Raw genomic sequence first — 22,475 nt, 5'->3', positions numbered from 1 at the left:
TTACTTCTTCGGTAATTCACTATATGCGACCAGCGAGTCGCAATTAATTAATGACTCTTGGCACTACACCCTCTTTGATGATGCGTTCACAATGATACGCTGTGGATCATCACTGCAATGATAATGGTCCTCGTAGTAGTAATGTATAGGAAGAGGAAAAGAAAGTAGTAAGTAGCAATATGTGTAATTATGTGTAATGTTTTGGATAATTACCACCATAGTGTTAATAAAAAGATGGTTAGGCAGGTTAAAGGTTAATGGGCTCAATAAGGCTATTAAGGGGCAATGCATATCAACGCTTATTCTTTATGAGACCTTCACCATATTTCTTAACTTCTTAACAAGCTCAATCACAGTCTCTCTATGCAGTTGGAATTCCTCCCTCGACATGAAATTATGGTAAAAATTAGCGTGTAGCCCCTCAGCAAGGCGAAAACCAATGACCAAATCCCTATCGCCAGTCTCCCTGTAAAGCTCATCAATGATTACCGAGTAATCCCTATGACTATAATGCGGAAGACCCCTCATCTCACCAATGGCGTTGAGCAACGCGGTCACGGCGCCCCAGTACTTCTCGCCAGCCTGCGTCAAGTCACCTTTATTAAAGAGCTCCTCAGCCTCATTAAGATACTTCTCGTGAAGCCTTAGGTAGACATCAACCCTATCCTTTGGGTCAAGCCTATCGGCTATGAGTTCAATTATGAATTCCTCAACATCCTTATCGCCGGCCACCCTCCTTAAAACCTCAGCCACAATTGGTGATATTACTAAGGCCACATCCTTAGAAGCGCCGCTAAGTTAAAAAAATTAAGTCCGACGAATATCGCATAAAATACGTCTAATACTTTATAAAAATAAAGTATTTGCATTTAATAAGTGATGCATTAAAGGACGTGGTTCAAGTCATGGGAAAATAGTATTACCCAAATTTACGCTAAGAGATTATCTGAGTTATTCGCCGAAATCGACTATACTTTAAGTCTCTATATTGCTAATGTGCCAAAGATAAAGAATACTGTTAAAGGGAAGAATATTAAATTGCAAAATGGCTAATGAAAAAAATACTTCAGTTTCTGGTGCGGGGGGTGGGATTCGAACCCACGCAGGCCTTCGCCAACGGGACCTAAACCCGTCCCCTTTGACCTGGCTCGGGCACCCCCGCAAGTTCATTTTCATTGTCCTTGGTTTATTAATTTTTTTGTACGTGCTTTTCATCGATATCTATTCGATAACTGAGAATGGTTTTTAAAGAGGGTGTTTGTTTTGTGTGTTTCGATGGATCCGATATCACTATCTATAATAGTGCTGGCGCATTGGCTGTTAAACCAGCCCGTGGCGCCCGGTGAGGATTCATACCTGGTATTTACTGTGTTTAATCCGACGCAGGCCTACTTATTTAATATGACCATAACCATAAATTCATCATTAATAAAGCCCATTTACTACGTTAATTCCTCATCCAACTACTGTCAAATACCCGTTGTGCCGCCTGAGGGTAATAGCTCATGCATTGTTTATGTCCAGGTGGATCCGGGGATTTCCATGGGTATTTACCAGGTGCCGGTAACCGTTAATTACACCGAGGTTAATATAACGACTAGTGTTAAGCCGTTGATTGTTTACCAAACAATATCGATACCCGTCACCACGTTAGTAACCACGACGCTGTATAATGGCGAGCCCGTCATAACAGGTGTTAAGACTGTACCGGTCACAATACAGATACCCACTGTGATGGGTTCAATACCCTCAATATCCACATCCCAATCCTCGAAGAGCGTAAGTACCAATGTCTCAATTCCCATACTTGGTTATGTTGGTTTTGAGGCGACGGCGATCATAGGTACGCCAGACAATGTGGTTCAGGCGTTACCTAAGTCTTACGTACCCATAACGATATACCTAACCAACTATGGAAATACCCCGGTCTACAACGTCACTGTTACCTTACTATCAGCGCCACCGCAACTCGACGTAGTAAACACCACGCAGCATCTCCCAGCCCTACCACCTGGTCAGCCGGTGCCCCTAACGTTTTACGCATACGTGCCCAGCTATATACCGCAGGGCAATTACACGCTGGGGCTAAGGGTTGACTATTTCACGGGCGTTGACGATGTTATAAACGCAACGCTGGTGGTGCCCCAGGAACCCATTGTCTATATTCAGTCCATAGCCACAAACCCACCTGAGGTATTCCAGGGCTACTCAATGGCTCAGTTAATACTAAGCATTGTTAACATAGGGTCTGGGATTGCCTATGATGCTAGGCTCCTCATAAATGGAACGGGCGCTTCACCGCTGGTGAGCATGCATTAATACTCGGTGCAATACCACCTGGCCAACCAATACAGCTTACAGTGCCCATAAGCCTACCGAGTGGTCCAGGTAATTACACAATGAGTGTAACAGTAGCCTATGATGGTGGGTCAACAACGAGGTATTACGTATTAAACGTAAGGCCGAGGGCAAACCTAGTAATCGTGAGTGTTAGTTACCCACAACCACCGAGCCTAAGCCTATCAAACCTCGGCGCATTACTTAGTACTATTACCTCACCAACATTATCGCCTGGTGAGTCCAAGGTTCCGATAACGATCACGATAATGAATGAGGGACCAGTCGAGGCGAAGAACATAATGGTGACAATATCCACAGGCCAGGTAATACAGCCACACGTATCATCGAGTAACCCACTCTCGGCATTAACGGCGTCGCAGGCATTCATTGGCGATTTAAAGCCTGGGCAGGAGATAAACGTCACATTCCTGGTTGACGTGGACTCAAATGCAAGGCCAGGCAATTACCCGCTGGTGCTTACGTTTATATGGAATCAGACGGGTTCGTTATACCCATTGACAGAGTCCGTAACTACCTACGTAACCGTGAAGCCCGCACCAAACGTACTGCTCTGGATCGTCTTAATACTCATAATAATAGTAATTGCGATAGGGATAGTTGCCGCAATAAGGAGGCGCAGGTTGGGCGGTAATAACCGTGGGCTGCAGGCCTCTAATGCGGGTCAGGGGCCAGGTAATTACCAAGGTAGGCTCGTGAGCTACGAAGTGCTCTGCGGCGGTGATGATGGGTGCGTGGAGGTGGAGTTGGTCTAAAGGGTGAGTATGACGTCGCCTATGCATGGCGTGCAACCGCAATATTGGTCACATTAACGCTGGTTGTTATGTACACCGAGGGAATGCTCGTGCCTTCATTACCAACTATTCAAAGGGACATGAACATATCCGCTGCCGACGCCTCCTGGATACTCTCGATATACATACTCATGGGTACCCTATCCTCAGCCATAATGGGTAAGCTGGGTGACATGTACGGTAAGAAGAGAATGCTCATGATAACAATGATTACATACACAATTGGCGCCCTTATCACGGGTTTCTCAACGAGCTACGGAATGCTCCTTGTGGGTAGGGCATTGCAGGGTGTTGGCATGGCAATGATGCCCCTGGCCTTCGCCCTGGTTAGGGAGGAGTTCCCGCCACGCATGATACCGCAGGTCCAGGGCTTGATAAGTGCCATGTTCGGCGTCGGGATGGCCGTATCACTACCGCTTGGTGCCTACGTATCCCAGACCCTCGGTTGGCAGGCTACGTATCACACGGTCTACCCATTCATCATACTCGAGGACCTAATGGTTTACCTATACATTAGGGAGAGCAGGGTTAGGAATCCACAACCAATTGATTGGATCGGCTTATTCCTACTCTCAGTATCGCTGGCTAGCGGCTTGATAGCCGTCACTGATGCACCAACCTATGGCTGGACAGACCCACTAATAATATTGCTTCTCACCCTCTTTGTATTAGGCTTTGGAGTATTCATACTATATGAGACCACGGTTGACCACCCACTCGTTCCAATAAGCCTACTGGGCAATAGCAATGTCATGGCCGCAAACATCGGTGTGGCACTTGCTGGCTTCGCACTATTCCTAATGGCCCAGGCCCTGACGTACCTACTCGAATCACCTAAACCACTTGGTTATGACTTATCGATACTCGATACCGGCATAATGATGATACCCATGGCCGTTGTTCAGATGATCGTTGCACCAATAGCGGGTAGGGTTATCACGAGCATTGGCGCCAGGAAATTAGCGGTAATCGGATCCTCAATAGCTATAATTGGCTTATTAATGCTCACGTACACCTCATTCTACGGCTTATCATACGTGATAGGGTCAATGTCGGTACTATCCGCCGGCATTAGTATGGTGAATGTTGCCGTAATAAACATACTGGTCTTCTCAGTGGGTAGGAGGAACATGGGCTTGGCCACGGGTTTGAACTCCGTATTTAGGAATATAGGTGGTGCATGGGGCCCGGCGGTGGCTGGTTCCCTAATGAGTATGTACCAGGCCTCGGTACTCATCTCGCTAAAGCCTCTGTTCTGGATTACGTTGCCTGCCAAGTTCTCCTATCAATTAATGTTTATCATAACCACAGCCCTTTACGTAATGGCCATCGTAGTCATTGTAGCATTAACACGTGAAATATTTGTGAAGGGTGAAATAAGGGCTCTCGAGACTTAGGTACTGGACCAACCAATGAAGTAGTCCCAACCCCTGTACCTAAGTATCGAACCCCTAAAATAAACGCCATTGCCCTCCTCAACCACGGCAAATGGCTTAAAACCAAGTCTCTCAAACTCGGGTAAGCAGTCCCTCCTTATTGAGAAAACGGGCAGGAACTCCTCACCGCCATTAAACACCACCTCCTCAACATTGACATTACCGATCTCGCCTACCGAGTCGAGGAATGCGTCGCTCACGGGTAATTCGTTAACCGTGATCCTAACACCACCGTTCACGGACATAGTCCAAAGCACTTTACCGAGCCCATCGCTCGAGTCCATACTAGCTGAGATGCACTCCCTATATCGTAGCAATTCATTTAATAGATTAATTTCCAGCCTGGGCCTCCTGAGCATTTCAATACCCTCCTTAACAATTTCTGAATCAATCCACCTACCCAATTCATTACTATAGTATAGTTTAAAGACGAGGCCTGTATAACCAAAGTAGGGCTTGGTTACGAGCACATCACCAATCCTAGGACTCCTACCTATAACACCTGCCAGTGGCTTACCCAGTGCGGCGACATCGATTATATCGTCAAGCCCCTCATTTAAATCACCACCCAGGTACTTCATGCCCAGGTATTTGGCCCCCTCATTCAACCCATTAATCAATTCCCTGAACTCATTGACATCCGAGTCCCCCCTCATCGTTATTGATACTACGGCATATAGAGGCTTGCTAAGCTTCACGAGGAAGTCGCTACCCACCGCGGTCATGACCTTCCAACCCATGTCAAAGTACGACATGAAGGGCATCCTCGATGTTGACAGTGATATTCCATCAATCTTAATAGCCAATACATTGCCGTCTATCTCGATGAATTCTAAGTCGTTATCCTCGGTCGAGCCTGTGATGCTCTTAATAATGCCTATTAGGTTGGTTTCTCCAAAACCTCTTAATACGTTCCCTTTACTGTCTTCCCTGGTCATTTAATGGGAATGCGCGTATAAGGTATTAGTGTTTTAAATGGTTCCTCATTGCGTCACTTCCTCAAGGAATTTCAAGACGTCTTCAGGGCCACCGCTCTGCTTAATTAGCCCCCAAAGCCTGGAGTCCTTGCAGAGCCTATACCTAACAATGCTCCTACTACTATCAACTTGTAAATAGCCCGCATCACTAAGTTGCTTAAGCACGTGCTTAACAAGCGTAAGTACCACGGGTATCGCATCATTGAACTCCGCATACTCAAGGACCTTCTTTGGCGTGAAGCTCACGCAGGTACCCCTCGCATACTTAACGGCCACCCACAAACCCCTTGCGACCAACTCCTCGATTTTCTTGAAATCAGCGTAAATATTAGTTATCTGCGTCATTAGGTAGACGTAGACAGCCGGATTTAAAGCTCATGATTAAGTACGTATACGTATTAGCCCTGTATATCCAGGCATAAATATGCAATAAATATGCCTGTACTTATGGTTACCCGTGAAGAACAATTACCTACCCACTAGCCTTATAAATTAGGTATAATCACATGAGGGCCTATTAACAGTAGTAGGGCGATTATTGAGACTGCGGCTATTATGGCCGATACGAGTAAGTTGACATCCTCATTCTCAAGGTCATAACTACCATTATCCTCACAGTTCTCTCACCGCACACGTGAACCTCCCTATCAGTCATAACGCCGCACCTCGGGCACATGTACTTAGGCTGAAATAAAGCTCCAAACACACTATCTAAAACCTCGCCCAGGTAGCCAAGGACTAAAACTACGATAACCAGCCAAATATTTACCGAGCCTATGTACCCCAGGAACTTAAGCAGGTATTGAATGCCCAAGTAAGTGAGTGCTATCGCCATTGATCCAGTAAATGAGCTTAATTCGCCGAGTAATGTAACGCCACCGGATACGCCAGGGTCAACGGTAGTCCAGGGCCTTGTTATCAACCTAGGCCTTGACCTACTGAGGACACCCAATTCAGAGGCCCAGGTATCCGCGTTTGAGTAGGCAATGCTTGTTACCGCCGCCGTGGAGAGCAATTGATACATGGCCATGTCGCGCGCGAAGTACGCCATGCCGGCCAGTAACGCTAGGGTGCTTGGCACCAGGCCAACGGCTAATACCTGCTTCCAATTCCTCCCCCTAACATCCTCTGCTGTTCCAAGCTCCTCCTTCTTCTCAACACCCACCTTGGTAAGCGCGCTTGAGCTACCTAGGAATACGACGAATGGCAGTATTGATGATGGCCCACCAAGTAGTATCATAGAGCCGACGAGTACTGATGGTATGACCGCATCCCTCGTAATCACCCTAATTCTTAATGCTGCGTAAGTCAATATCAATGATATTATCAATGCCGCAATTGTAATCGCTAAATACGTAATTATGGCATTGTCAATGTTCGTGATTAATCCATGCATCAATTAAATGCTCGATAAGGTTTTTTTAAGTATTATTTCAATAATTATTGGTGCTTGGTGATAATCAACGCGTTGAACATGATGATTCAGAGTTACGCAGAACAGTGACGAGAACATACCCGACTGATTCCCTCCTTGTAATTCATGGGCATTAACAATAATTAGGAATTTAGGAATTAAGAAGAATAAGAAGAAAAAGATATTTATATTAAAGTTTAGTTGGGGCTTCGATGGGTCGTAGGAGGAAAAGTCGTAAGAAGTTACTGCTTAAGCCCAAGAAGACACTGCCAAAGATATTCACATGCCCGCATTGCGGTGCACCGTTGGTTAATGTGAAGATTGATAGGAAGGAGGGTAAGGTATTAGTTAATTGCGGTAATTGCGGATTAGAGGCGGAATTCAATTACATACCTGGCCTACTCCCCGTGGATTATTTCAATAAGTTCGTTGATCTTTATTACCAGGGTCAGATAAAGCCGAAGAAGGAGGTCACTGTGTCGCTAACCCAATTAACGACTAAGCAAAATCCATTACTCAATGAGGAGCAGGAATCAACCGAGTCACTTAATGAGGGTGGTGAGGAATTCGGCGAGGTTGGCGGTACTGAGGAGGTATATGGCGAGGAGGGCGAGTACTCCGAGGATACTGGGTACGCCGAGGAGTGATACTTAAAATTCAATAATTCTTTTCATTCCTAATGGGCGTTAAGGATTACCTACTCAAGCGTATTGCTGAGGTCGGCACAATACACATGACATTACTAGACCCAGATAAGGTAACTGCCAGGGAGTTCAGGGAGTTGGCGTTGATGGTTCAGGAGTACGGTAGCGACGCACTCATGGTGGGTGGTTCACTGGGTATATCTGAGGGGCAGCTTGATGAGTACTTAAGCGCCGTTAAGGATTCATTAAAGATACCCATTATTTTATTCCCAGGTAGCGTGGCAAACCTGAGTAGGCATGCCGACGCCGTGTTCTTCCTCAGCGTACTTAATAGTACTGATCCGTACTTCATAGTCGGTGCCCAAATACAGGCCTCGGTACTGCTAATAAAGAGGTTTAGGAACCTGGAACCAATATCATTGGCCTACATAATCGTTGGTGATGGTGGCGCCGTCGGTTATGTAAGTAATGCAAGGCCAATACCGTATGACAGGGATGACATTGCCCTGGCCTACGCATATGCAGCTCAATTAATGGGGTTCGACATGATATACCTCGAGGCCGGTAGTGGTGCTCGTGAGCCCGTGAGGCCGAGGATGGTTTCAAGGGTTAAGCAATTGGTTAGTAAGCCGTTAATCGTTGGTGGTGGTATTAGGGATCCTGAGAAGGCGGCGGAATTGGCCCTGGCCGGTGCGGACGCGATAGTTACGGGCACGATTGTTGAGGAAAGGCCCGAATTAATTAAGGATATCATTAGGGCCGTTCATGAGGGTGGAATCACGAGGAAGAAGGGTTCAGAGAGGAACTAGGAACTTCAGGATTATTATTAATACGGAAATCGCAATACCGAGAAATATAACTGCCTGAGGACTTATCTTAATCCTCTCAATCTCCTTAGCCTCATTAAACTTAACCAACCCGGCGGCGATGAATGGTGACATCCCGGATGTACGCCTACGCCTAGGCATCAATTATTGGCATAGCAGGGAATTAAAAACTTAACTCAAAGGTCATCACGCCGATGGGTTAAGTGGTTCAATACGGACTCCCAAATCACGACCGGGCGGTGGCTTAATTATTGAATTACCGTATGGGTCCTCAATGATTATCTTAAACCTAAAATTACCCTGGAGGGCCCTTTGCACCTTTTCCTTGAACTCCCTCAGCCTACGCACACTCTCCTCATCATCCTCATTAAGAACCTCCATCCTCTCTGCAACATCGATCATCCTCAGCAGTAGGCCCTCAACCGTGGTTATCATAGCCTCCGCATCAGGCCCTGGGTCAATATCAAAGCCAAGCTCAGGACTACTTATTCTGGCGGTCCTCGACCTAAATATGTAGGTTTTATAAACGTCAACGTCATCCTTAACCTCGTATATTATCCTTGTTGGGCCCCTGGAGTTAAGGTAATGGATATCGACCCTCCTATAACCGCAGTAATCACATTTATTACTATACAGTATTAAGTCGCCGAAGACTGGGTCGTTATATAATATCTCAATCACGTGAAGGCTCTCCCTACCACACACGGGGCACTTCTCAATCCCCGTATAAAGTACCTTACCGTGAATACTTAAGTCATTACTATCCATTAAGGATCATGACCTAACCCCAGTTTTTAAAGTATATTATTTAGGGAATCTCGATGGCATTCCTTAATACATGCAGGATGCTAGGGCGTTCTGTGTTACCGACTATCCATAACCATATAAGCCATATAATGAGTAATACCTACTCGATGATACGCCAGTCACGTAGGAGTTCGGCGGTGCTTGTGATTGTTGATATTGCATGAATATGCCCATTACGGTGCTTGATTGGGGTATGAAAACGGTAACCCACGTAGTATTAACCCAGATAGTCTCCGTCGTGAGGTAGGCATAGGGTTGGTAAGACGTAATTGCGTAATTCTCGAAATGCGCATTAAGTACAGCGTCACTTACTGAGGTTAGGCTTGGTATGAACATATTGGCCATGAGACTCTCAAAGGCGTTCGCAAATATACTCTGGCTGCCTCCGTAATCTATGTTGAAGATCCACGTAGTATTAGCTACCTCCACCGTCCAACCATCAACGCTTATTGTCTCAACGGGATTAAGTGAACCGCCGATATCTCACTAACATCCGCAGGTAATGTAATATTGACGCCTATGAATGGTACTTCCGTAACCACGCTGAGCAGGAACACGCCGTATTGATTAACACCATTCGCTGGTGTGGGCCCAAACACCGGTAGCACCCTGATTACCATATGGTGTTGGTAATACCGGCGCTATACTGCTTATACCCGTAGTAATAATCAATAGCTCCTAATTGGGAAACCACAAAACCATTATTATAATACATGGTAGGGTTCTCGAGGTAGTTCTCATAACCGAGTACATCCACGGGAACCCAATAAACTAGGTTATAGCCATATAACGACTCTGCATTAACCGTGTTGCCCACCGCAATGCATGTGTCCCAGTAAAAGGTCCCGTTACCATCTGTGTAGGCTGGTATTCCAAAGATTGGTAGTGAGGTGAACATGGGCGCTGTCCATACGAAGATGAAGAGATTGGTGAGTAGGTTCTCCCTAATCGTTAGTTCTAGTGCCTGTTTAAATAAATAGTTCCAGTAACCCACATAACATGGATCTACATTAAATACACTAAATGCGGTGGGCCTCATGATATTGTTCACGAACTGCGGTAATTGATTTAGGTATATCGGTCCTATTATCAATCCCTCAGGCCTTACCAATTTAACAATAAATATTACTGATTCCTTATTGCTTATTGGTATTATTGGGTAGGCGATTAGGTAACCTGGCAGGGTCTCTCTAAAGCCATTACCGATAATAACAAGTTCATTACCAACGGCCTTAGCCAGGAATAGGTAAGTAAAAACTCAACAGGGTTTTCGTCAGCGGAGTTTGCGTATACACCAACAACATCCCCCTCCGGCAATCGCATTAACTAATTCATGAATAACCGGGCTGGTTAAATTAATGAAAACCATACCATCGGTATTATTTATCGCAATGCTGGGCTTAATCAAGGACCAATCAATTATTACAATACTCCCATTAGGCAGTTCGGGTAATTGGTTGAGTGTAATGATTTTAATGAGTGATTTGTTAATTCCGATCTTCACGAATTCCTGTGCCAGGGCTGTAGGCCGATCACGTAAATAGGCGTGTTAATTCCTATTGGTGTTAATTTATTAATTGAGGCGTTACTCAATGCTGGGTTTTGTGTGGCATTGGTGGGGAGTAATAAAGTAATTATTGCTATGATTATCATTGCCATGATCATGAATAGTGAATAGTCAATTTTCATACTATAATTTACTAATGATGGTAGTACTTAAATGTTAATTATTAATGATAATGAAGTAATTCAATGAGATCCTGATTCACCCGAGTCATTACGCGTATCTACTTGTTACGGTGGGTAAGTCATCTTTAAAAGGGGGTTGCTTCATGTGCGTACCTTGATGAGTTCAGTAACGCCGAGCAAGTGGCTTATGGCCCTTAGCATCGTGGCTGTGTTAATACTCGTACTATTCATAATGGGTTTCTGGTATGCGGTCTACACGCCCGGCGTTGTCTCAACATGCTCCGGCCCATTTACGTTAATGGAGATACTAGCCCTAATACTGGCGGTTGCTGGCGTTTACTTACTAATGAATTACCTGGGTAGGGGTAGTGTCAGTGATTTGTTGTTGGTGGTCTTTGTGGCTGTTCTCGTGATATTTACCGTTAGCTTTTACCTACTCTCCATCTCGTCATATGGAGGTATCTGCTGAGTAATTAAATCTTTAAAGGGGTGGGTTGTTATGGCGTCTTATTACTATGGATTGCGTATTCTGTAGAATCGTCAGGGGTGAGGAACCTGCCTATGTGGTTTATGAGGATGAGCATGTAATGGCTATACTCGATAAGTACCCAATAAGTAGGGGCCACACGCTTATCATGCCAAAGAGGCATTATAGGGATATAACGGAGATACCAAGCGATGAGTTGTGCCGTGTGATAAGGGTGACGAAGGCCGTGGCCATGGCCGTTATCAAGGCATTGAACGTGCCTGGGGTTAGGATAGTCCAGAATAACGGTGCTGAGGCTGGTCAGGTGATTTTTCACCTGCACTTCCATGTAATACCCATGACTGGGCGCATGGCAGGTAGGCATTACTTAACCGAGGAGGAGGGTCGTGAAGTCTCTGGGCTATTATCTAAGGCTGTTAAGGAAATAATTAATAATATGGGTTAACCTTTATATATCAGTTCTACTCATTTACTTCTAATGGAGATATTTGGTTTAACACTAACGCAGATAGTCAGTATAATAGGCCTATTTGTGCTTGGGCTACTCGTGGGTATACTAATAAGGAGGTTGATAGGTGTTGCCCTGGTATTACTGGCGATCGTGATACTCGCGATAGCCCTGGGCTACCTAAGCCCATCAACCCTAGTCACACTACTGCATTACGCTGGCTATGCGATGAGCGTTGCTATGCAAAGGCTCAGCAGTTCATAGGCGCCATCCCATACTCATCCCTGGCATTCATCATAGGCCTCATCATAGGCCTAATAAAGGGTTAGTTAAGGTAGGTAACCCTCAGGTTTGACCTGTATAGGAAGTCGAGGAATGAGTCGAAGGCCCTACTCATTGATTGGGGCTTATAAACCACAGCCTCGTCACCACTTATGAACACGAAACCCGTACGCTGCGGCAAATCATTAACATGCCTACCCATTACATCTGCGAACTCCTCGCTGGGCCTATGCATTATTACGATAACCCTATCCTCCCGTGGGTGGTAATCCAGGACTCTCCTGCTCGGTACAATCCATGGATAAAGCATTATCAATTCCCTGCCGCCCTCACCAAATACCGTATAGACAACGCCACACCTGGCAATCCTGCTATAGGTGTATTGGCCGTGGGGGCCTATGACCCTCCTCATGGCCCTAGCGCTTGAGTCCTTCATTTCATGAATTACGGTTCTAAGCTCCCTCAGGTCAATAATTGGGTTAAGTATTAACTCGCCGATGGAACCGTCAAGCACGTTGTCAATCCTCGTCTTAACCACGAACTCCCTAAAATCAACGCCATAGATGGCCCTAAACAACCAGCTAATTGGTTTTGAGCCAAAGGCCGCTGATTCCACGGCAACCAACCCAAGGGTATCCAAGCCACTCAGTGACTCCCTAATGTTGGGTGTCGGTATGTCTCCTGACATCTCAAGAAGCCTAGGTATTAAGTATTCAGGCACGAAGAGGATGCCCCTCCTCCTATGCATTAGAACTCCAGCCCTTATTAACTCAGTAAGTACGTCCTCGTTAAAGCCAACAAGCCTAAACTGAATCCTCAGGACATCCTCATCACCACCAAGCCCCATATACTTAACCAACGCGTAGACTGCATTACCAAAACCCCTAATCTTACCCATTGAGTGGTCAGCTAATGACTCATAAAACCTCTTAATCCTACCACTGGCGTCTTCTCCAAGTGATGACACAAGCTCCCTAGCCCTCCTGAGAATCTCCACGTACTCATCTCCATACCTTAAGTTAAAGTCCTGGATTAACGCCTCATCATCCTCATCATCATAATTAATCAGTTGGTAAGCCCCCTCCAGCACGTTAATGTCTAATGATTCATCCACAGTTAATTATTAAGGCTATAGGTTTTAAATAGCGCATTGCTCCTAAAGTTACGTGAAGCCCCACGAGTATAAGTTCGTAGTTCCTCATGAGCTTGAGGAACTAACCAATGCGATAAGCACGTTGGCGGTTATTGATGAGGAGAGGGTGCCTGTATGGGAGTCGATGGGTAGGGTACTTTCTAGGGATGTGGTGGTGCCCATAGATGTGCCTCCACGCCCTAAGGCGGCTTATGATGGTTATGCCGTTAGAAGCCAGGATGTATCCAAGGCGCCAATTAGGTTAAGGCTGGTTGGTTCAATAAGTATTGGTGAGGTTCCAAGTATTAAGGTGGGCACCATGGAGACTGCGTACGTAACCACCGGCGCTACCTGCCAGATGGCGCTGATGCTGTTGTCCCTGAGGAGTTCGTCGATGTCGTTAGCAATAACGAAGTCGTTATTAATAAGTCAGTCAAGCCCTGGGAGAATGTTGACCCGACAGGCGACTTTGCAAGGAAGGGTGAGGTGGTTCTTAGGAGGGCACGGTTATAATGCCCTGGGACATACCAGCACTTCTTGAGCTCGGTATTGGCGAGGTTTGGGTTAGGAGGAGGGTCAGGATATTCGTGGTAGCCACGGGCTCCGAGCTCATTGAGGTCAAGACACCAGGTGAGGTGCTAAGTGCGATAATTAATGGCAAGGTCGTGGAGAGCACAGCATCCTTTGTAAGGAATTACATAAGCATGTACGTACCATACGCAGAGGTTGTAGGTAGGACAATAGTGCCTGATGACCAGGAGCAATTAGGAATGCCATAATGGGGGCGCTGGACACGGCAGACATTGTAATAACCACCGGTGGTACGGGACCAAGTGGTGTTGATTATGTTTATGAGGTAACAAAATCACTAAACCCAAGGATATACATCAGGGGGTTAAGGATGAGGCCAGGTAGGCCGACAGGATTGGCAATATTGAGTAATAACAAGGTCATTATTAACCTGTCGGGGCACCCAATATCGGCCTTAAACGCGATGACGGTAGTCGTTAAGGAGGTCATTAAGAGGCTCGCGGGTGTTAAGGTGGATATCGCGGAGCCAAGGGTAATGGCTAGGCTCGTCAGGGGAACATTAGGTGATGAGGAGGTTGCGAGACAGTACAGGGTTAGGGTTAGGAGGGTTGGTAATGAGTACGTTATTGAGGAGTTGCCGAGGCAGGGTAGTTCATTGACGCACACGCTTCTAATGATTAATGGGCTCGTGTTCACGAGGAAGGGGCAGATAATTAGGGAGGGTGATTACGTCGAGGCACTACTCCTGAGGGAACCCCCTCGTGAGTGATTTTCAATTCAACAAGGTATTTCAGCCCCAACACTGAAAGTAACTTATAAATCAAGTGGATAAAATAATTATGTGAAACAAACACTACTGCAAAGCCAGGAGCAGAGACATAGGTGCGGGATAAGTGACATTAAGGAATTCCTGATAAGCTACGCACTAATTAACTGCAGGAGAAACATAACCAAGGACAACGAGTACAAAATAACAATGGCATGCTTCCACGCATGGCACCAAACGAAGTACGGAGCCAGGGCATCACAACAATGCATAAGAACCCTCGTACTTTACCTACCTGCAATAGCCCAGGAACTAAAACTAAAAATAGAAAGAGAGGGAAACGCAAAATACATAATAACAAGGCAGGAATTACATTAATAATTAACCCATGAGCGAGTGGTCCTGGGAGGGCAATGATGCTGAATGGGCAATTAATATACATTCAATAGGCATGGTAATTAGCATGCTTTTTCTAGTACTATACGTGGTAATTATAATCACTCTTTCACCATACGCAGAGGATAATCAACTCCTTGAATTATCAATAGTCGCATCAATAATGGTGGTCACGTTTACATCATTAGCTGTATATTCCTATACACGTATTAAATCAATAAGAAGAGCCATAGCAAATCTTAAGAAGGTGGAGATTAGAGACGGCTTGATCATTCTTAATACAATCAATGGCGCATATACGGCAAAACTTAACGAAATAACCATATGTTACAAGACCATAATAGGAAGGGGCTTTAGACCATACGCGTATAATGTCTTCATCAATTACCAAGGCATTACGTACCAAATACCATACCTAAAACCCGAGGACTACGGAGCATTAAGGCAAGCCTTAAAAGGCCATGGAATGGACATAAGCGAATGCACGGCATAACCCAGTAGTAATCTTTGGTATTATTGACGTATTACATCGCATTTAATCACCTAACTATTTTTCAATCCTATTAATCCAACCCCACTGAATACCCAGGGTTTGAATATTCATTGAATGATATAGGGTTAACGGTTATGGTTCTAAAATGAAGCGGCTAATTACGACTGTAAAGTGGTCACAGTAATTGTCTCATTACTTCCATTAAGTTCGGTTCTATTAGGCATGGGCCTATAATTCTCGAAACTCCTTTCCCGATCCAGGGTCTTGATACTATAATTCCCGCGCCGCCTCCTTTACGATCGGGTCTGTGAATTCCAACTCCTCATTAATTATTGAATGCATCTTTAATGCGGTTAATATGTCGTGAAGCACCCTATCACTAATTGGTGAGCCCTCGTAATCCTCAAGCCTCCTCTTCAATAATCCCCACTCCCTAACGCCTGAGGCTAGGAGTTTAAGTACGACCCTGTACCTCCTACTAACCCTAAGTTTAGGAAGTTCTCAAGTTCCTCCCTAGCCAGGTTAATGGCATCATTAAATATTGATGTTAAGTCCCTACCACCAACACTCCTTGAGTAGCCGTAGTACGTAAGCCAACCAATGACGCCATCAAGCCTATCCACAACCTCATTAAGCTCACCCTCATCAACCTCAACACCCACCTCGGAGAAGCCACGCTGCAGAAACTCCAGAGACTTCTCACGACTCAACCTCTCAGTAATAACCTCGGCATAAGCCTACCAAATAATGGAGACTCGGGATTATTAAGTATTGAGTTCAAAACACCCATTTCGGAGCCAGATATTATGAACTTAATATTTCCGAGAAAATCATAGGCGTGAGCACGGCACTCCAAACCTCAATACCCAAAGACCCACCGAGTCTTTGGGCCTCATCAATAACAATCACGAACCCAACACCCACACTACTCGAAACCCCATCAAACTCCCTAAATAACTCAGTGAGTAATGGCCTATCCCTACCCCAATTAAGCGAGACCTCAACACCATGCACCCTAACACCCCTAACACCACTCAACGCCTTAATAATACTATTAAGTAAGGCCTTACGCAGCGAGTACCTCCTAAGAAAATCACTCAATGCCCTAGACAAAACCTCATACAACCCCCTCCTAGACCTAACAACCTCCCTAACATCGATAAATACGTAAGGCACGCCCAACTCATTAAGCGTAGTCAGCACCAACGAAGTCTTCCCAGTCCTCCTCAAACCCCTAACAACGATAAGCCGAGTCAATGAATCATTGATCAACCGCGAAAGCCTACTAAACTCCTCCTCAAAATCAAACAAGTCCGCCCTACGCGTCTTAGGCTTCGTATCAAATAACACGCTTCCACACCGAAAGTAACTTCCACAGCGGAAGCGTAAAAACCTAACTAATAGGGTATTTACGACGATCTTAAAAAGCCCATTTTTGGTAAAATCCTGGCAGGTAGACAGGCTTAAAATAATTATGAAGAGTATGAATTCATGGATAATAGATGATAATTACAACAGTAATCAATGCCTCGACTTTCCACAACACGCATTTTCGAGAAACCACAACGTATCGGTCTCAACCCACGCCCCAATAATGAATACCGTTACTAAAGGGCATAAACAAGGTATTTCAACCCCACTCGAATCACTTTCTCTGAACACCCAAAGTAAAAAAAGCCCCATGAAATTAGAAGAATTGATTATTATGGGTTTGAGGGTGGGGTGGTTGGTGGCTGTGTTGGTAATAGTGGCTGTGGCTGTATCCCTGCTTATCGTGCGTAGTACTTGGCATATTAGTGGTTCCGGCTCCGTGGGTCCCTCTCACGTGGGTCAATCAATTAAGCCTCCACCAACCATAATGCCAATCATCATCCAATACGGTGCTATCTGGTGTAATTCCTCTTATGACCTCATCATGCCCGGCGGCTCCGCAATAGCCCTTGTCTACCATGTTCATGGGGATATGAAGATTAATGGTTATCAATTATACATTGACTTCCCAACCGCCATAATTAATGAGACGTTATCATCATGGGCCAGCATGTCCTATTCAGGCAACGCCATGTGGCTTGGCATCTACCTAAACGGCAGGTTAATAGCCTCAAACAATCAATCTCAGCCACTGCAGGCATTAGCCATAACTGTCAATCACCCATACATTTACGGTAATAAAACCATGAACTTCTGGCAAATAGCTAATACGGAGAATTGGTACGTGGTGCACACGGGAATAGGCGTTGGGTTCCCGCAATCAACGTCACTTCAGGCGACACCATAGTGGTGATCCTATACTCCGCAGTCCCCTACGCATTACCGGTCTGCAACATCACGAGCGATGCTGAGGAGGTTCAGTTAATGGTTAAGTATGGTTGGATCGGCACCTTTGGAAGCACGAATAAGTCCTTACCAACGGCCAAGCAATTATTTGAAAACGGTCAATACATCATTGAGGAGCCCACGATATACGTGATCACAAAGTCAATCACAAAACCTGCAATCAATAAGCATGGACGACATAACACCTGGGATAAGCAACATAGCACCAAAGTACACAATAGGGTATATCTGGTACCCATTACCTACGAATTACCCAGTTATTTACTCAAATAAAAATGAGATAGACGCCAACGGGTGATTAGCATGGTGATGAAGAACCCGAAGGTGACAATTATTGCTTTACTAACGCTCTTAATAATGTTAACGGTAGTGTTGGTATTCTCAGGACGCGTGGTTGCGCAAAACACATGCTCACAACCTATCGGTGGATGTAATTATGAGGTCGATACCACAGGCGCACCAGGCAATGTAAGTGTTCACGCGGTTATCATCAATACTATGACTGCGCAGTAGTACGGGCCAAATGATGGCTGGATTTCGTTGCAGTTCAACCCAGATGAATATCTCGTATGTAATCAAGGCAATGAATACTGGGTCCAGGGAGTTATTGGATACAATGCGTATACTCAAGAGTTACTATTCACTGTACAGATATGGGTCCATGTGTGAGTCCTCCTGCCCTCATTTGGCAACCACCAAGTCCTGGATATGTATCAGATGTACCGTGGCCACTTATCTCCGGCGCTGTCTGGTATATCCTATATGGTATGAATAGTAAGGTATGATTTCATATATGTGTATGAGCAGGTGTCAGTACCTAATACAAATGGACCTTGGACATATGTATGGAATATGCCATCTCAATACTCGGATTATTGGTTTCCATCTAATGTTGTTTGGGCCGGCGCTGACGCCTCTTATGTAATTTTTAATTCCGGTGGTTCTGGCATGTTCTATTACTGCTCCAATGTAAATCTATATCAGGGCAATCTCGGCAATAATACTGCTGAGAATTCTAATGTTCAGTATACGCAGATGCTTAACCAATACACCACATGCAACATGTATCAAGACTTCCAGACGTAGTGATGCAGCCTTATTAAGGCAGCCTTAAAATCACCCGTCCTCACCCCCTCCTCCTGCCATCACCCTCTTGGCCAGTTCCCTCTACCGCGTTTTAGCAGTGAATCACTTAAATAGGCGTAACTCGAATCACCTTTTATGAATAGGCGAAGTAAAAAAAAGTCCGGTGAATTAAGTAAAACCGATGGTTATGGGCCTAAAAACGAAGTGGCTAATCATAACCATGCTCGTGTTGATCTTAATTGATGCCCTGTTCATAGCTGCCATCTTACGCCCCTCATTCGTAGGTAACGTTAATGGAATGCTTAATGCCATTTATAAATTTGAGTTATTGTGGCATGGCATCAGCATACCAACGCCCGTTAAGCCCCAGCCCCTTGCCCTGCCTGTTGTGGCTTATGTGGTTGGCCCTCCCCAATTCATTAATGAGTTGGTTGGTTTAGGCGCTCCTGAATCCATGATTAGGTCTGTGAGTTTAGGCGAGTTACCTACGTTACCTGGTGGTTCAATTGTAGTTATTGATTGGGATTACGTGAATGACACCATGCATAAATCACTAAATCAATTATCCAACCAACTCCAAGCCTTGATTAGTAGGAAGGACCTAATCATATTATACACCAAAAACCTTAAACAAGCACAGGCATTAGAAGAAGCAATAGCAGCGGCCTGGGGCAATTACTACCATAGCAAGGTCATTGGATACCCAGTGATTGGGGTCGGTAACGCGAGCGCCGTTTACATAGTTGGTTTTGGAGGTTATGGCTTGGAAATAAACGTGATACCGCAGTATGAATATGCAACAAATACCCTAAACGAATTAATAACGAGTTGGTATTCAACAGTCCACAATACGTTTAATACAGTAAGTGGTATGGACCCAACAGATACAGATCCATGCGAGTACCTCATAAATCAATATGGGGGTCAACTAAATGGCCAGTATGGTTGGTTGTTCTACACGGGACCCACGAAATACGAGGATATCGCAGGCAATGTATTTGAATACGACTATTGCGTCTTAGTAATTAATATATCGCCAACCCAAGCATCGACACCGCAATTCCCAGTTGATTATCTAGGCTACTCCAATTACATACCGTCGAGCGACGGAGGCTCGTTCGCCTACTATAACGTGGGTATAAACATGACGGAGGCTTACGAGGTGGACCAAGCCAACGGCTATAACTCATACATGGCTGGGGAGGAGAAAGCGGCGCGGCTCAACCTAGCAACACTGGTTGTTCGCTATTCAGCTACTCAACCCTCGAGATGGCTCTGGAGATCTTACAGCAGACACTTGAATTCGTATTTGAAGCAGCAACAAGTGATGGGCAGGTCGCAGGATTAACTTCATCCCTAACCGTAGTTAATAATCCATATAACTTGTACCTGAGCGATTTGATATGGAGCATCGGCGTAACCACGAGCCTATGCACGCCAGCCACAACAACGGCCGGTGCCCAGTACCCGGTCGGTTTTGAGGTTGATACGGCAGACGGAATATGGTTCCTAAACGCAGGCGCTGGGTCGGTAAATACCGCGGCATCACCAATACTATGGACAAGCGGTGCCGTGTGCTACCCAAATTATAATGGTGGTTACTACGTTGATACCTTTAATAGCGCTATATACTTCGTATTACAGTACAATCCGTCAGCTTCATACACAGTAACACAACAATCCACAAACGATTACTGGATACCAATCATACTATACCAAGCAGAAAATACATGCCCCAGTTAGGGCAATTTTGTTTATTAACCACCCTTAAATACGCCTTTTATTTTTCCTTCCCATTTCTTCCAACGTTAGTCCCACCTTCACGGTACTCCTTACCGTCGCATGCGGTAATGCCATGTTTTAGTTGTTCACCTCAATGACTACGGAAAAGGCACTAATAAGTATGTCCTCCGAAACACCAAGCCTAGCCTTAACATAAAATACCAAGGACTAAAAACCACAGCCCGCAAGGAAACCAAGGCAGAAAGATACGGAGATAGACACAACACACTAACCCCAATAATCCCACACCCACCACCAACACAACCAATGATCAACAAAACAACATCAGGAAATTTAAAATAAGGGTCTCGTAATCTGAAATCACTAAATCACCCACACGGTATATAGTACTCTCCTGACATCACCCCCGTTACATATGAATAAGGTGGGATGGCGCGTATGGCGAGCCATATATGTACAATTGACCCGAAATACTGGCCGTAGTACTTAATTGAGTGGTCACAATAACTACCCACTTCGTCTGAGCCCAGATGGTCTCGGTCGTGTAGTAACTACATACGTAGTAAGACGTGATGGTATAGTTCTCGAAATCGATATTAAATGACGCCGCGTATTGCTGCGATGAGTTAAAGTTAAGCATTATGATTAAGCCCGGCGAATCATCCTCAAAGGCATTCGGGAAGGCCGCATTACTCTCGGTTTGGGTTATATTGAACGTCCAGGTCAGATTAGCCACCTCCGCATTATTCCCGTCAAATTGAACTATCTTAGACGGACTATTAGAGGTGCTAATCGACTCAGTGGTACCAGCGGGCATTGATATGGAGTATGATACCGTAATTCCTCCCGTACTTAAACCGATGGGCAATCCGCAATCACCTATACTACTCATTGGTGCTGGATTCCAACCAGAACCAAAATTAGCCGCCGGATTTGTTGCCGCAAATGCTGACTCTGCGGAACTATAGGGTGATGTTGTTGGTATTTATGCGAATGCCAGTGATGGGAGTGATGTTGAGTTTACCCTTGCTTACTCGTGGGCGAGGGCTGTTAGTAATGAATTGGTCTTGGTTGATAACGGCTTTAGGATGGTATTACCTAATTACTAGACCCCTTTTAACCCTGCCTATTCATGAAAAGTGGGTTGAGTTACGCCTGTTCGAGTGATTTACTGCCAAAACGTGGTAAAGGAACAAGCCAAGAGGGTAAAACCAATGCGTAAATGGCAGGAGGGGTGAGAACAAGAAAGGGAAAAGAAGGGGTGATTTTTAAAAGTCCTCAACGGGCTGGCCGCTTTTAGGGTTATGAGCATGGTCCGGCGTTGAAGTCGACGTAGGCCGTAGGTGCTGGGTAGTAACTGCTCAGGTTACTTACGTAGACTTGGTAATTAAATTCATAGACAATGGGGCTTGTGCATACGTTGATACCAGATGGATAACTCATTTGTATAAATATTGTATTTTGAATATTGCTAATGGTCTGCGTACTAAAGGATATGCCCACTATTAGGTAGTTTAGGAATTGCTGTAGCTCAGGAGGTATTGACACTCCCATGGCCTCAAGAATCGCGCCCATACCACCCGCAAAGGCGAATAACGGCGTCGCACTCACCTGGGTATCAACATCACCCACCGAGATGCCGTACGTATTGCTTGGGAATGTTACCGTATTAAACGCCTCATTATTGAGTAGTGTCTGTACGTAGTTCATCATTACCGTTGGGTTCAGCGGTTCCGCCTCGAACTCATTGACGCTGGTGTTATTGTAGGCCGCGAACCAGGTCATCACGGCCCACTGCACGGCCTCAACCGTGCCAATGCATGGATCG

33 protein-coding genes, 1 tRNA gene and 2 pseudogenes are annotated in these 22,475 nt (G+C 45.3%); 18 read left to right on the top strand and 18 right to left on the bottom strand.

From position 1 onward, the window contains the following. Positions 1-306 precede the first annotated feature (306 nt). Together JCM16161_RS04110 and JCM16161_RS04105 are read right to left on the bottom strand one after the other, a co-directional pair. Positions 307-777 (bottom strand): PaREP1 family protein, encoded by a 471-nt coding sequence (locus JCM16161_RS04110; protein WP_054855086.1) that lies wholly within the window; start codon positions 775-777, stop codon positions 307-309. A 297-nt stretch (positions 778-1,074) separates the two neighbouring features. After that, positions 1,075-1,162, bottom strand: a tRNA-Leu gene (locus JCM16161_RS04105). Positions 1,163-1,275: 113 nt separating this feature from the next. Between JCM16161_RS04105 and JCM16161_RS15090 the strand changes: the two genes are divergently transcribed. Genes JCM16161_RS15090 through JCM16161_RS04095 form a run of 3 tightly spaced genes read left to right on the top strand, consistent with a single transcriptional unit; the run spans position 1,276 to position 4,549 of the window. Then, positions 1,276-2,319, top strand: coding sequence for a hypothetical protein (locus tag JCM16161_RS15090; RefSeq protein WP_243669203.1), 1,044 nt, complete (start codon positions 1,276-1,278; stop codon positions 2,317-2,319). Positions 2,320-2,360: 41 nt separating this feature from the next. Next, positions 2,361-3,113 (top strand): hypothetical protein, encoded by a 753-nt coding sequence (locus JCM16161_RS15085; protein WP_243669201.1) that lies wholly within the window; start codon positions 2,361-2,363, stop codon positions 3,111-3,113. Next, on the top strand, positions 3,089-4,549 hold the full coding sequence (locus tag JCM16161_RS04095; protein ID WP_054855085.1) for an MFS transporter: 1,461 nt from the start codon (positions 3,089-3,091) through the stop codon (positions 4,547-4,549). Before JCM16161_RS15085 ends, JCM16161_RS04095 begins: the two co-directional genes overlap by 25 nt. Here the strand turns inward: JCM16161_RS04095 and JCM16161_RS04090 are convergent. The 3 genes from JCM16161_RS04090 to JCM16161_RS04080 all read right to left on the bottom strand — a co-directional run bounded on the left by JCM16161_RS04090 (position 4,546) and on the right by JCM16161_RS04080 (position 6,961). Beyond that, a complete protein-coding gene (locus tag JCM16161_RS04090; protein WP_054855084.1) occupies positions 4,546-5,526 on the bottom strand; it encodes an AIR synthase related protein in 981 nt (326 codons plus the stop codon). The two genes, JCM16161_RS04095 and JCM16161_RS04090, sit on opposite strands and share 4 nt — an antisense overlap. A 45-nt stretch (positions 5,527-5,571) precedes the next feature. Continuing rightward, positions 5,572-5,910 (bottom strand): hypothetical protein, encoded by a 339-nt coding sequence (locus JCM16161_RS04085; protein WP_054855083.1) that lies wholly within the window; start codon positions 5,908-5,910, stop codon positions 5,572-5,574. A 208-nt stretch (positions 5,911-6,118) separates the two neighbouring features. Then, positions 6,119-6,961: a DUF92 domain-containing protein gene (locus JCM16161_RS04080; protein ID WP_243669199.1), complete on the bottom strand. Its 843-nt coding sequence runs from the start codon at positions 6,959-6,961 to the stop codon at positions 6,119-6,121. Between the two features lie 230 nt (positions 6,962-7,191). Between JCM16161_RS04080 and JCM16161_RS04075 the strand changes: the two genes are divergently transcribed. Continuing rightward, on the top strand, positions 7,192-7,626 hold the full coding sequence (locus JCM16161_RS04075) for a hypothetical protein (protein WP_054855082.1): 435 nt from the start codon (positions 7,192-7,194) through the stop codon (positions 7,624-7,626). Positions 7,627-7,658: 32 nt separating this feature from the next. Next, positions 7,659-8,432 (top strand): geranylgeranylglyceryl/heptaprenylglyceryl phosphate synthase, encoded by a 774-nt coding sequence (locus tag JCM16161_RS04070; RefSeq protein WP_054855081.1) that lies wholly within the window; start codon positions 7,659-7,661, stop codon positions 8,430-8,432. On the opposite strand, the gene JCM16161_RS04065 is transcribed toward JCM16161_RS04070, so the two are convergent. The 7 genes from JCM16161_RS04065 to JCM16161_RS04040 all read right to left on the bottom strand — a co-directional run bounded on the left by JCM16161_RS04065 (position 8,418) and on the right by JCM16161_RS04040 (position 10,946). Beyond that, positions 8,418-8,591: a preprotein translocase subunit Sec61beta gene (locus JCM16161_RS04065; RefSeq protein WP_054855080.1), complete on the bottom strand. Its 174-nt coding sequence runs from the start codon at positions 8,589-8,591 to the stop codon at positions 8,418-8,420. The two genes, JCM16161_RS04070 and JCM16161_RS04065, sit on opposite strands and share 15 nt — an antisense overlap. A 45-nt stretch (positions 8,592-8,636) precedes the next feature. Beyond that, positions 8,637-9,218, bottom strand: a complete 582-nt coding sequence (locus JCM16161_RS04060) for a ZPR1-type zinc finger protein (protein WP_054855079.1) — start codon at positions 9,216-9,218, stop codon at positions 8,637-8,639. 102 nt (positions 9,219-9,320) lie between these two features. Continuing rightward, on the bottom strand, positions 9,321-9,686 hold the full coding sequence (locus tag JCM16161_RS04055) for a hypothetical protein (protein WP_054855078.1): 366 nt from the start codon (positions 9,684-9,686) through the stop codon (positions 9,321-9,323). Between the two features lie 17 nt (positions 9,687-9,703). Further along, a complete protein-coding gene (locus JCM16161_RS15080) occupies positions 9,704-9,856 on the bottom strand; it encodes a hypothetical protein (protein ID WP_243669197.1) in 153 nt (50 codons plus the stop codon). A gap of 14 nt (positions 9,857-9,870) precedes the next feature. Continuing rightward, complete coding sequence (locus JCM16161_RS04050; protein WP_243669195.1) at positions 9,871-10,350, bottom strand: hypothetical protein; 480 nt, start codon at positions 10,348-10,350, stop codon at positions 9,871-9,873. A 74-nt stretch (positions 10,351-10,424) separates the two neighbouring features. Then, on the bottom strand, positions 10,425-10,574 hold the full coding sequence (locus tag JCM16161_RS15075) for a hypothetical protein (protein WP_243669193.1): 150 nt from the start codon (positions 10,572-10,574) through the stop codon (positions 10,425-10,427). Between the two features lie 183 nt (positions 10,575-10,757). Further along, entirely contained in the window at positions 10,758-10,946 is a 189-nt protein-coding gene (locus tag JCM16161_RS04040) for a hypothetical protein (RefSeq protein WP_054855075.1), read from the bottom strand. Positions 10,947-11,103: 157 nt separating this feature from the next. Here JCM16161_RS04040 and JCM16161_RS04035 point away from each other — a divergent pair, with 157 nt between their 5' ends. Genes JCM16161_RS04035 through JCM16161_RS04025 form a run of 3 tightly spaced genes read left to right on the top strand, consistent with a single transcriptional unit; the run spans position 11,104 to position 12,145 of the window. Next, positions 11,104-11,415, top strand: coding sequence for a hypothetical protein (locus JCM16161_RS04035; protein WP_054855074.1), 312 nt, complete (start codon positions 11,104-11,106; stop codon positions 11,413-11,415). A gap of 46 nt (positions 11,416-11,461) precedes the next feature. Then, positions 11,462-11,878 carry an HIT family protein gene (locus JCM16161_RS04030; RefSeq protein ID WP_054855073.1) on the top strand — a complete coding sequence of 139 codons (417 nt, stop codon included), beginning with the start codon at positions 11,462-11,464 and terminating at the stop codon, positions 11,876-11,878. A 33-nt stretch (positions 11,879-11,911) separates the two neighbouring features. Continuing rightward, positions 11,912-12,145, top strand: a complete 234-nt coding sequence (locus JCM16161_RS04025; protein ID WP_243669191.1) for a hypothetical protein — start codon at positions 11,912-11,914, stop codon at positions 12,143-12,145. A 61-nt stretch (positions 12,146-12,206) separates the two neighbouring features. Here JCM16161_RS04025 and JCM16161_RS04020 read toward each other — a convergent pair whose 3' ends face one another. Then, positions 12,207-13,277 carry a hypothetical protein gene (locus tag JCM16161_RS04020; RefSeq protein WP_054855072.1) on the bottom strand — a complete coding sequence of 357 codons (1,071 nt, stop codon included), beginning with the start codon at positions 13,275-13,277 and terminating at the stop codon, positions 12,207-12,209. A gap of 145 nt (positions 13,278-13,422) precedes the next feature. Here JCM16161_RS04020 and JCM16161_RS04015 point away from each other — a divergent pair. The 5 genes and pseudogenes from JCM16161_RS04015 (at position 13,423) to JCM16161_RS03995 (ending at position 15,481) form a co-directional block, all read left to right on the top strand. Then, a pseudogene (locus JCM16161_RS04015) lies at positions 13,423-13,808 on the top strand (hypothetical protein). Continuing rightward, positions 13,808-14,074 carry a hypothetical protein gene (locus JCM16161_RS04010; RefSeq protein ID WP_054855070.1) on the top strand — a complete coding sequence of 89 codons (267 nt, stop codon included), beginning with the start codon at positions 13,808-13,810 and terminating at the stop codon, positions 14,072-14,074. The pseudogene JCM16161_RS04015 and the gene JCM16161_RS04010 overlap by 1 nt, the downstream one beginning before the upstream one ends. After that, a complete protein-coding gene (locus tag JCM16161_RS04005; RefSeq protein WP_054855069.1) occupies positions 14,074-14,595 on the top strand; it encodes a molybdopterin-binding protein in 522 nt (173 codons plus the stop codon). The genes JCM16161_RS04010 and JCM16161_RS04005 overlap by 1 nt, the downstream gene beginning before the upstream one ends. 72 nt (positions 14,596-14,667) lie before the next feature. Further along, positions 14,668-14,970, top strand: coding sequence for a hypothetical protein (locus JCM16161_RS04000; protein WP_054855068.1), 303 nt, complete (start codon positions 14,668-14,670; stop codon positions 14,968-14,970). A gap of 10 nt (positions 14,971-14,980) precedes the next feature. After that, on the top strand, positions 14,981-15,481 hold the full coding sequence (locus tag JCM16161_RS03995; RefSeq protein ID WP_054855067.1) for a hypothetical protein: 501 nt from the start codon (positions 14,981-14,983) through the stop codon (positions 15,479-15,481). Positions 15,482-15,751: 270 nt separating this feature from the next. On the opposite strand, the gene JCM16161_RS15070 is transcribed toward JCM16161_RS03995, so the two are convergent. From JCM16161_RS15070 to JCM16161_RS03985, 3 genes are all read right to left on the bottom strand, one after another. Then, complete coding sequence (locus JCM16161_RS15070) at positions 15,752-15,901, bottom strand: hypothetical protein (RefSeq protein WP_243669189.1); 150 nt, start codon at positions 15,899-15,901, stop codon at positions 15,752-15,754. A gap of 26 nt (positions 15,902-15,927) precedes the next feature. Next, entirely contained in the window at positions 15,928-16,191 is a 264-nt protein-coding gene (locus tag JCM16161_RS03990) for an ATP-binding protein (protein ID WP_054855066.1), read from the bottom strand. A 94-nt stretch (positions 16,192-16,285) separates the two neighbouring features. Beyond that, on the bottom strand, positions 16,286-16,831 hold the full coding sequence (locus JCM16161_RS03985) for an ATP-binding protein (RefSeq protein ID WP_054855065.1): 546 nt from the start codon (positions 16,829-16,831) through the stop codon (positions 16,286-16,288). Positions 16,832-17,186: 355 nt separating this feature from the next. Between JCM16161_RS03985 and JCM16161_RS03980 the strand changes: the two genes are divergently transcribed. The 5 genes from JCM16161_RS03980 to JCM16161_RS03960 all read left to right on the top strand — a co-directional run bounded on the left by JCM16161_RS03980 (position 17,187) and on the right by JCM16161_RS03960 (position 20,647). Next, positions 17,187-17,759: a hypothetical protein gene (locus JCM16161_RS03980; RefSeq protein ID WP_054855064.1), complete on the top strand. Its 573-nt coding sequence runs from the start codon at positions 17,187-17,189 to the stop codon at positions 17,757-17,759. Next, the gene (locus JCM16161_RS03975) at positions 17,759-18,091 is read left to right on the top strand and encodes a hypothetical protein (protein ID WP_054855063.1); all 333 of its coding nucleotides are present in this window, start codon (positions 17,759-17,761) and stop codon (positions 18,089-18,091) included. The genes JCM16161_RS03980 and JCM16161_RS03975 overlap by 1 nt, the downstream gene beginning before the upstream one ends. A gap of 21 nt (positions 18,092-18,112) precedes the next feature. After that, positions 18,113-18,331, top strand: coding sequence for a hypothetical protein (locus JCM16161_RS03970; RefSeq protein ID WP_054855062.1), 219 nt, complete (start codon positions 18,113-18,115; stop codon positions 18,329-18,331). A 760-nt stretch (positions 18,332-19,091) separates the two neighbouring features. Beyond that, complete coding sequence (locus tag JCM16161_RS03965; RefSeq protein ID WP_243669186.1) at positions 19,092-20,252, top strand: hypothetical protein; 1,161 nt, start codon at positions 19,092-19,094, stop codon at positions 20,250-20,252. Between the two features lie 35 nt (positions 20,253-20,287). Beyond that, positions 20,288-20,647: a hypothetical protein gene (locus tag JCM16161_RS03960; protein WP_243669184.1), complete on the top strand. Its 360-nt coding sequence runs from the start codon at positions 20,288-20,290 to the stop codon at positions 20,645-20,647. A gap of 409 nt (positions 20,648-21,056) precedes the next feature. Here JCM16161_RS03960 and JCM16161_RS03955 read toward each other — a convergent pair whose 3' ends face one another. Beyond that, a complete protein-coding gene (locus tag JCM16161_RS03955; protein ID WP_243669182.1) occupies positions 21,057-21,539 on the bottom strand; it encodes a hypothetical protein in 483 nt (160 codons plus the stop codon). A 410-nt stretch (positions 21,540-21,949) separates the two neighbouring features. After that, positions 21,950-22,475, bottom strand: a pseudogene (locus tag JCM16161_RS03950) (hypothetical protein); the annotation flags it as partial.

This window comes from Vulcanisaeta sp. JCM 16161, from assembly GCF_001316285.1.
The sequence above is the reverse complement of the archived record's forward strand: the minus strand, read 5'-3'. Positions and strand labels throughout refer to the sequence as shown.

Bases quoted from the DNA above. Each gene is read 5' to 3' on its own strand.
- JCM16161_RS15090 (WP_243669203.1), top strand. From the start codon at position 1,276: ATGGATCCGATATCACTATCTATAATAGTGCTGGCGCATTGGCTGTTA.
- JCM16161_RS04090 (WP_054855084.1), bottom strand. From the start codon at position 5,526: ATGACCAGGGAAGACAGTAAAGGGAACGTATTAAGAGGTTTTGGAGAA.
- JCM16161_RS04085 (WP_054855083.1), bottom strand. From the start codon at position 5,910: ATGACGCAGATAACTAATATTTACGCTGATTTCAAGAAAATCGAGGAG.
- JCM16161_RS04080 (WP_243669199.1), bottom strand. From the start codon at position 6,961: ATGCATGGATTAATCACGAACATTGACAATGCCATAATTACGTATTTA.
- JCM16161_RS04075 (WP_054855082.1), top strand. From the start codon at position 7,192: ATGGGTCGTAGGAGGAAAAGTCGTAAGAAGTTACTGCTTAAGCCCAAG.
- JCM16161_RS04070 (WP_054855081.1), top strand. From the start codon at position 7,659: ATGGGCGTTAAGGATTACCTACTCAAGCGTATTGCTGAGGTCGGCACA.
- JCM16161_RS04065 (WP_054855080.1), bottom strand. From the start codon at position 8,591: ATGCCTAGGCGTAGGCGTACATCCGGGATGTCACCATTCATCGCCGCC.
- JCM16161_RS04060 (WP_054855079.1), bottom strand. From the start codon at position 9,218: ATGGATAGTAATGACTTAAGTATTCACGGTAAGGTACTTTATACGGGG.
- JCM16161_RS04040 (WP_054855075.1), bottom strand. From the start codon at position 10,946: ATGAAAATTGACTATTCACTATTCATGATCATGGCAATGATAATCATA.
- JCM16161_RS04035 (WP_054855074.1), top strand. From the start codon at position 11,104: ATGAGTTCAGTAACGCCGAGCAAGTGGCTTATGGCCCTTAGCATCGTG.
- JCM16161_RS04030 (WP_054855073.1), top strand. From the start codon at position 11,462: ATGGATTGCGTATTCTGTAGAATCGTCAGGGGTGAGGAACCTGCCTAT.
- JCM16161_RS04025 (WP_243669191.1), top strand. From the start codon at position 11,912: ATGGAGATATTTGGTTTAACACTAACGCAGATAGTCAGTATAATAGGC.
- JCM16161_RS04010 (WP_054855070.1), top strand. From the start codon at position 13,808: ATGCCCTGGGACATACCAGCACTTCTTGAGCTCGGTATTGGCGAGGTT.
- JCM16161_RS04005 (WP_054855069.1), top strand. From the start codon at position 14,074: ATGGGGGCGCTGGACACGGCAGACATTGTAATAACCACCGGTGGTACG.
- JCM16161_RS03995 (WP_054855067.1), top strand. From the start codon at position 14,981: ATGAGCGAGTGGTCCTGGGAGGGCAATGATGCTGAATGGGCAATTAAT.
- JCM16161_RS03980 (WP_054855064.1), top strand. From the start codon at position 17,187: ATGGGTTTGAGGGTGGGGTGGTTGGTGGCTGTGTTGGTAATAGTGGCT.
- JCM16161_RS03965 (WP_243669186.1), top strand. From the start codon at position 19,092: ATGGGCCTAAAAACGAAGTGGCTAATCATAACCATGCTCGTGTTGATC.
- JCM16161_RS03955 (WP_243669182.1), bottom strand. From the start codon at position 21,539: ATGAGTAGTATAGGTGATTGCGGATTGCCCATCGGTTTAAGTACGGGA.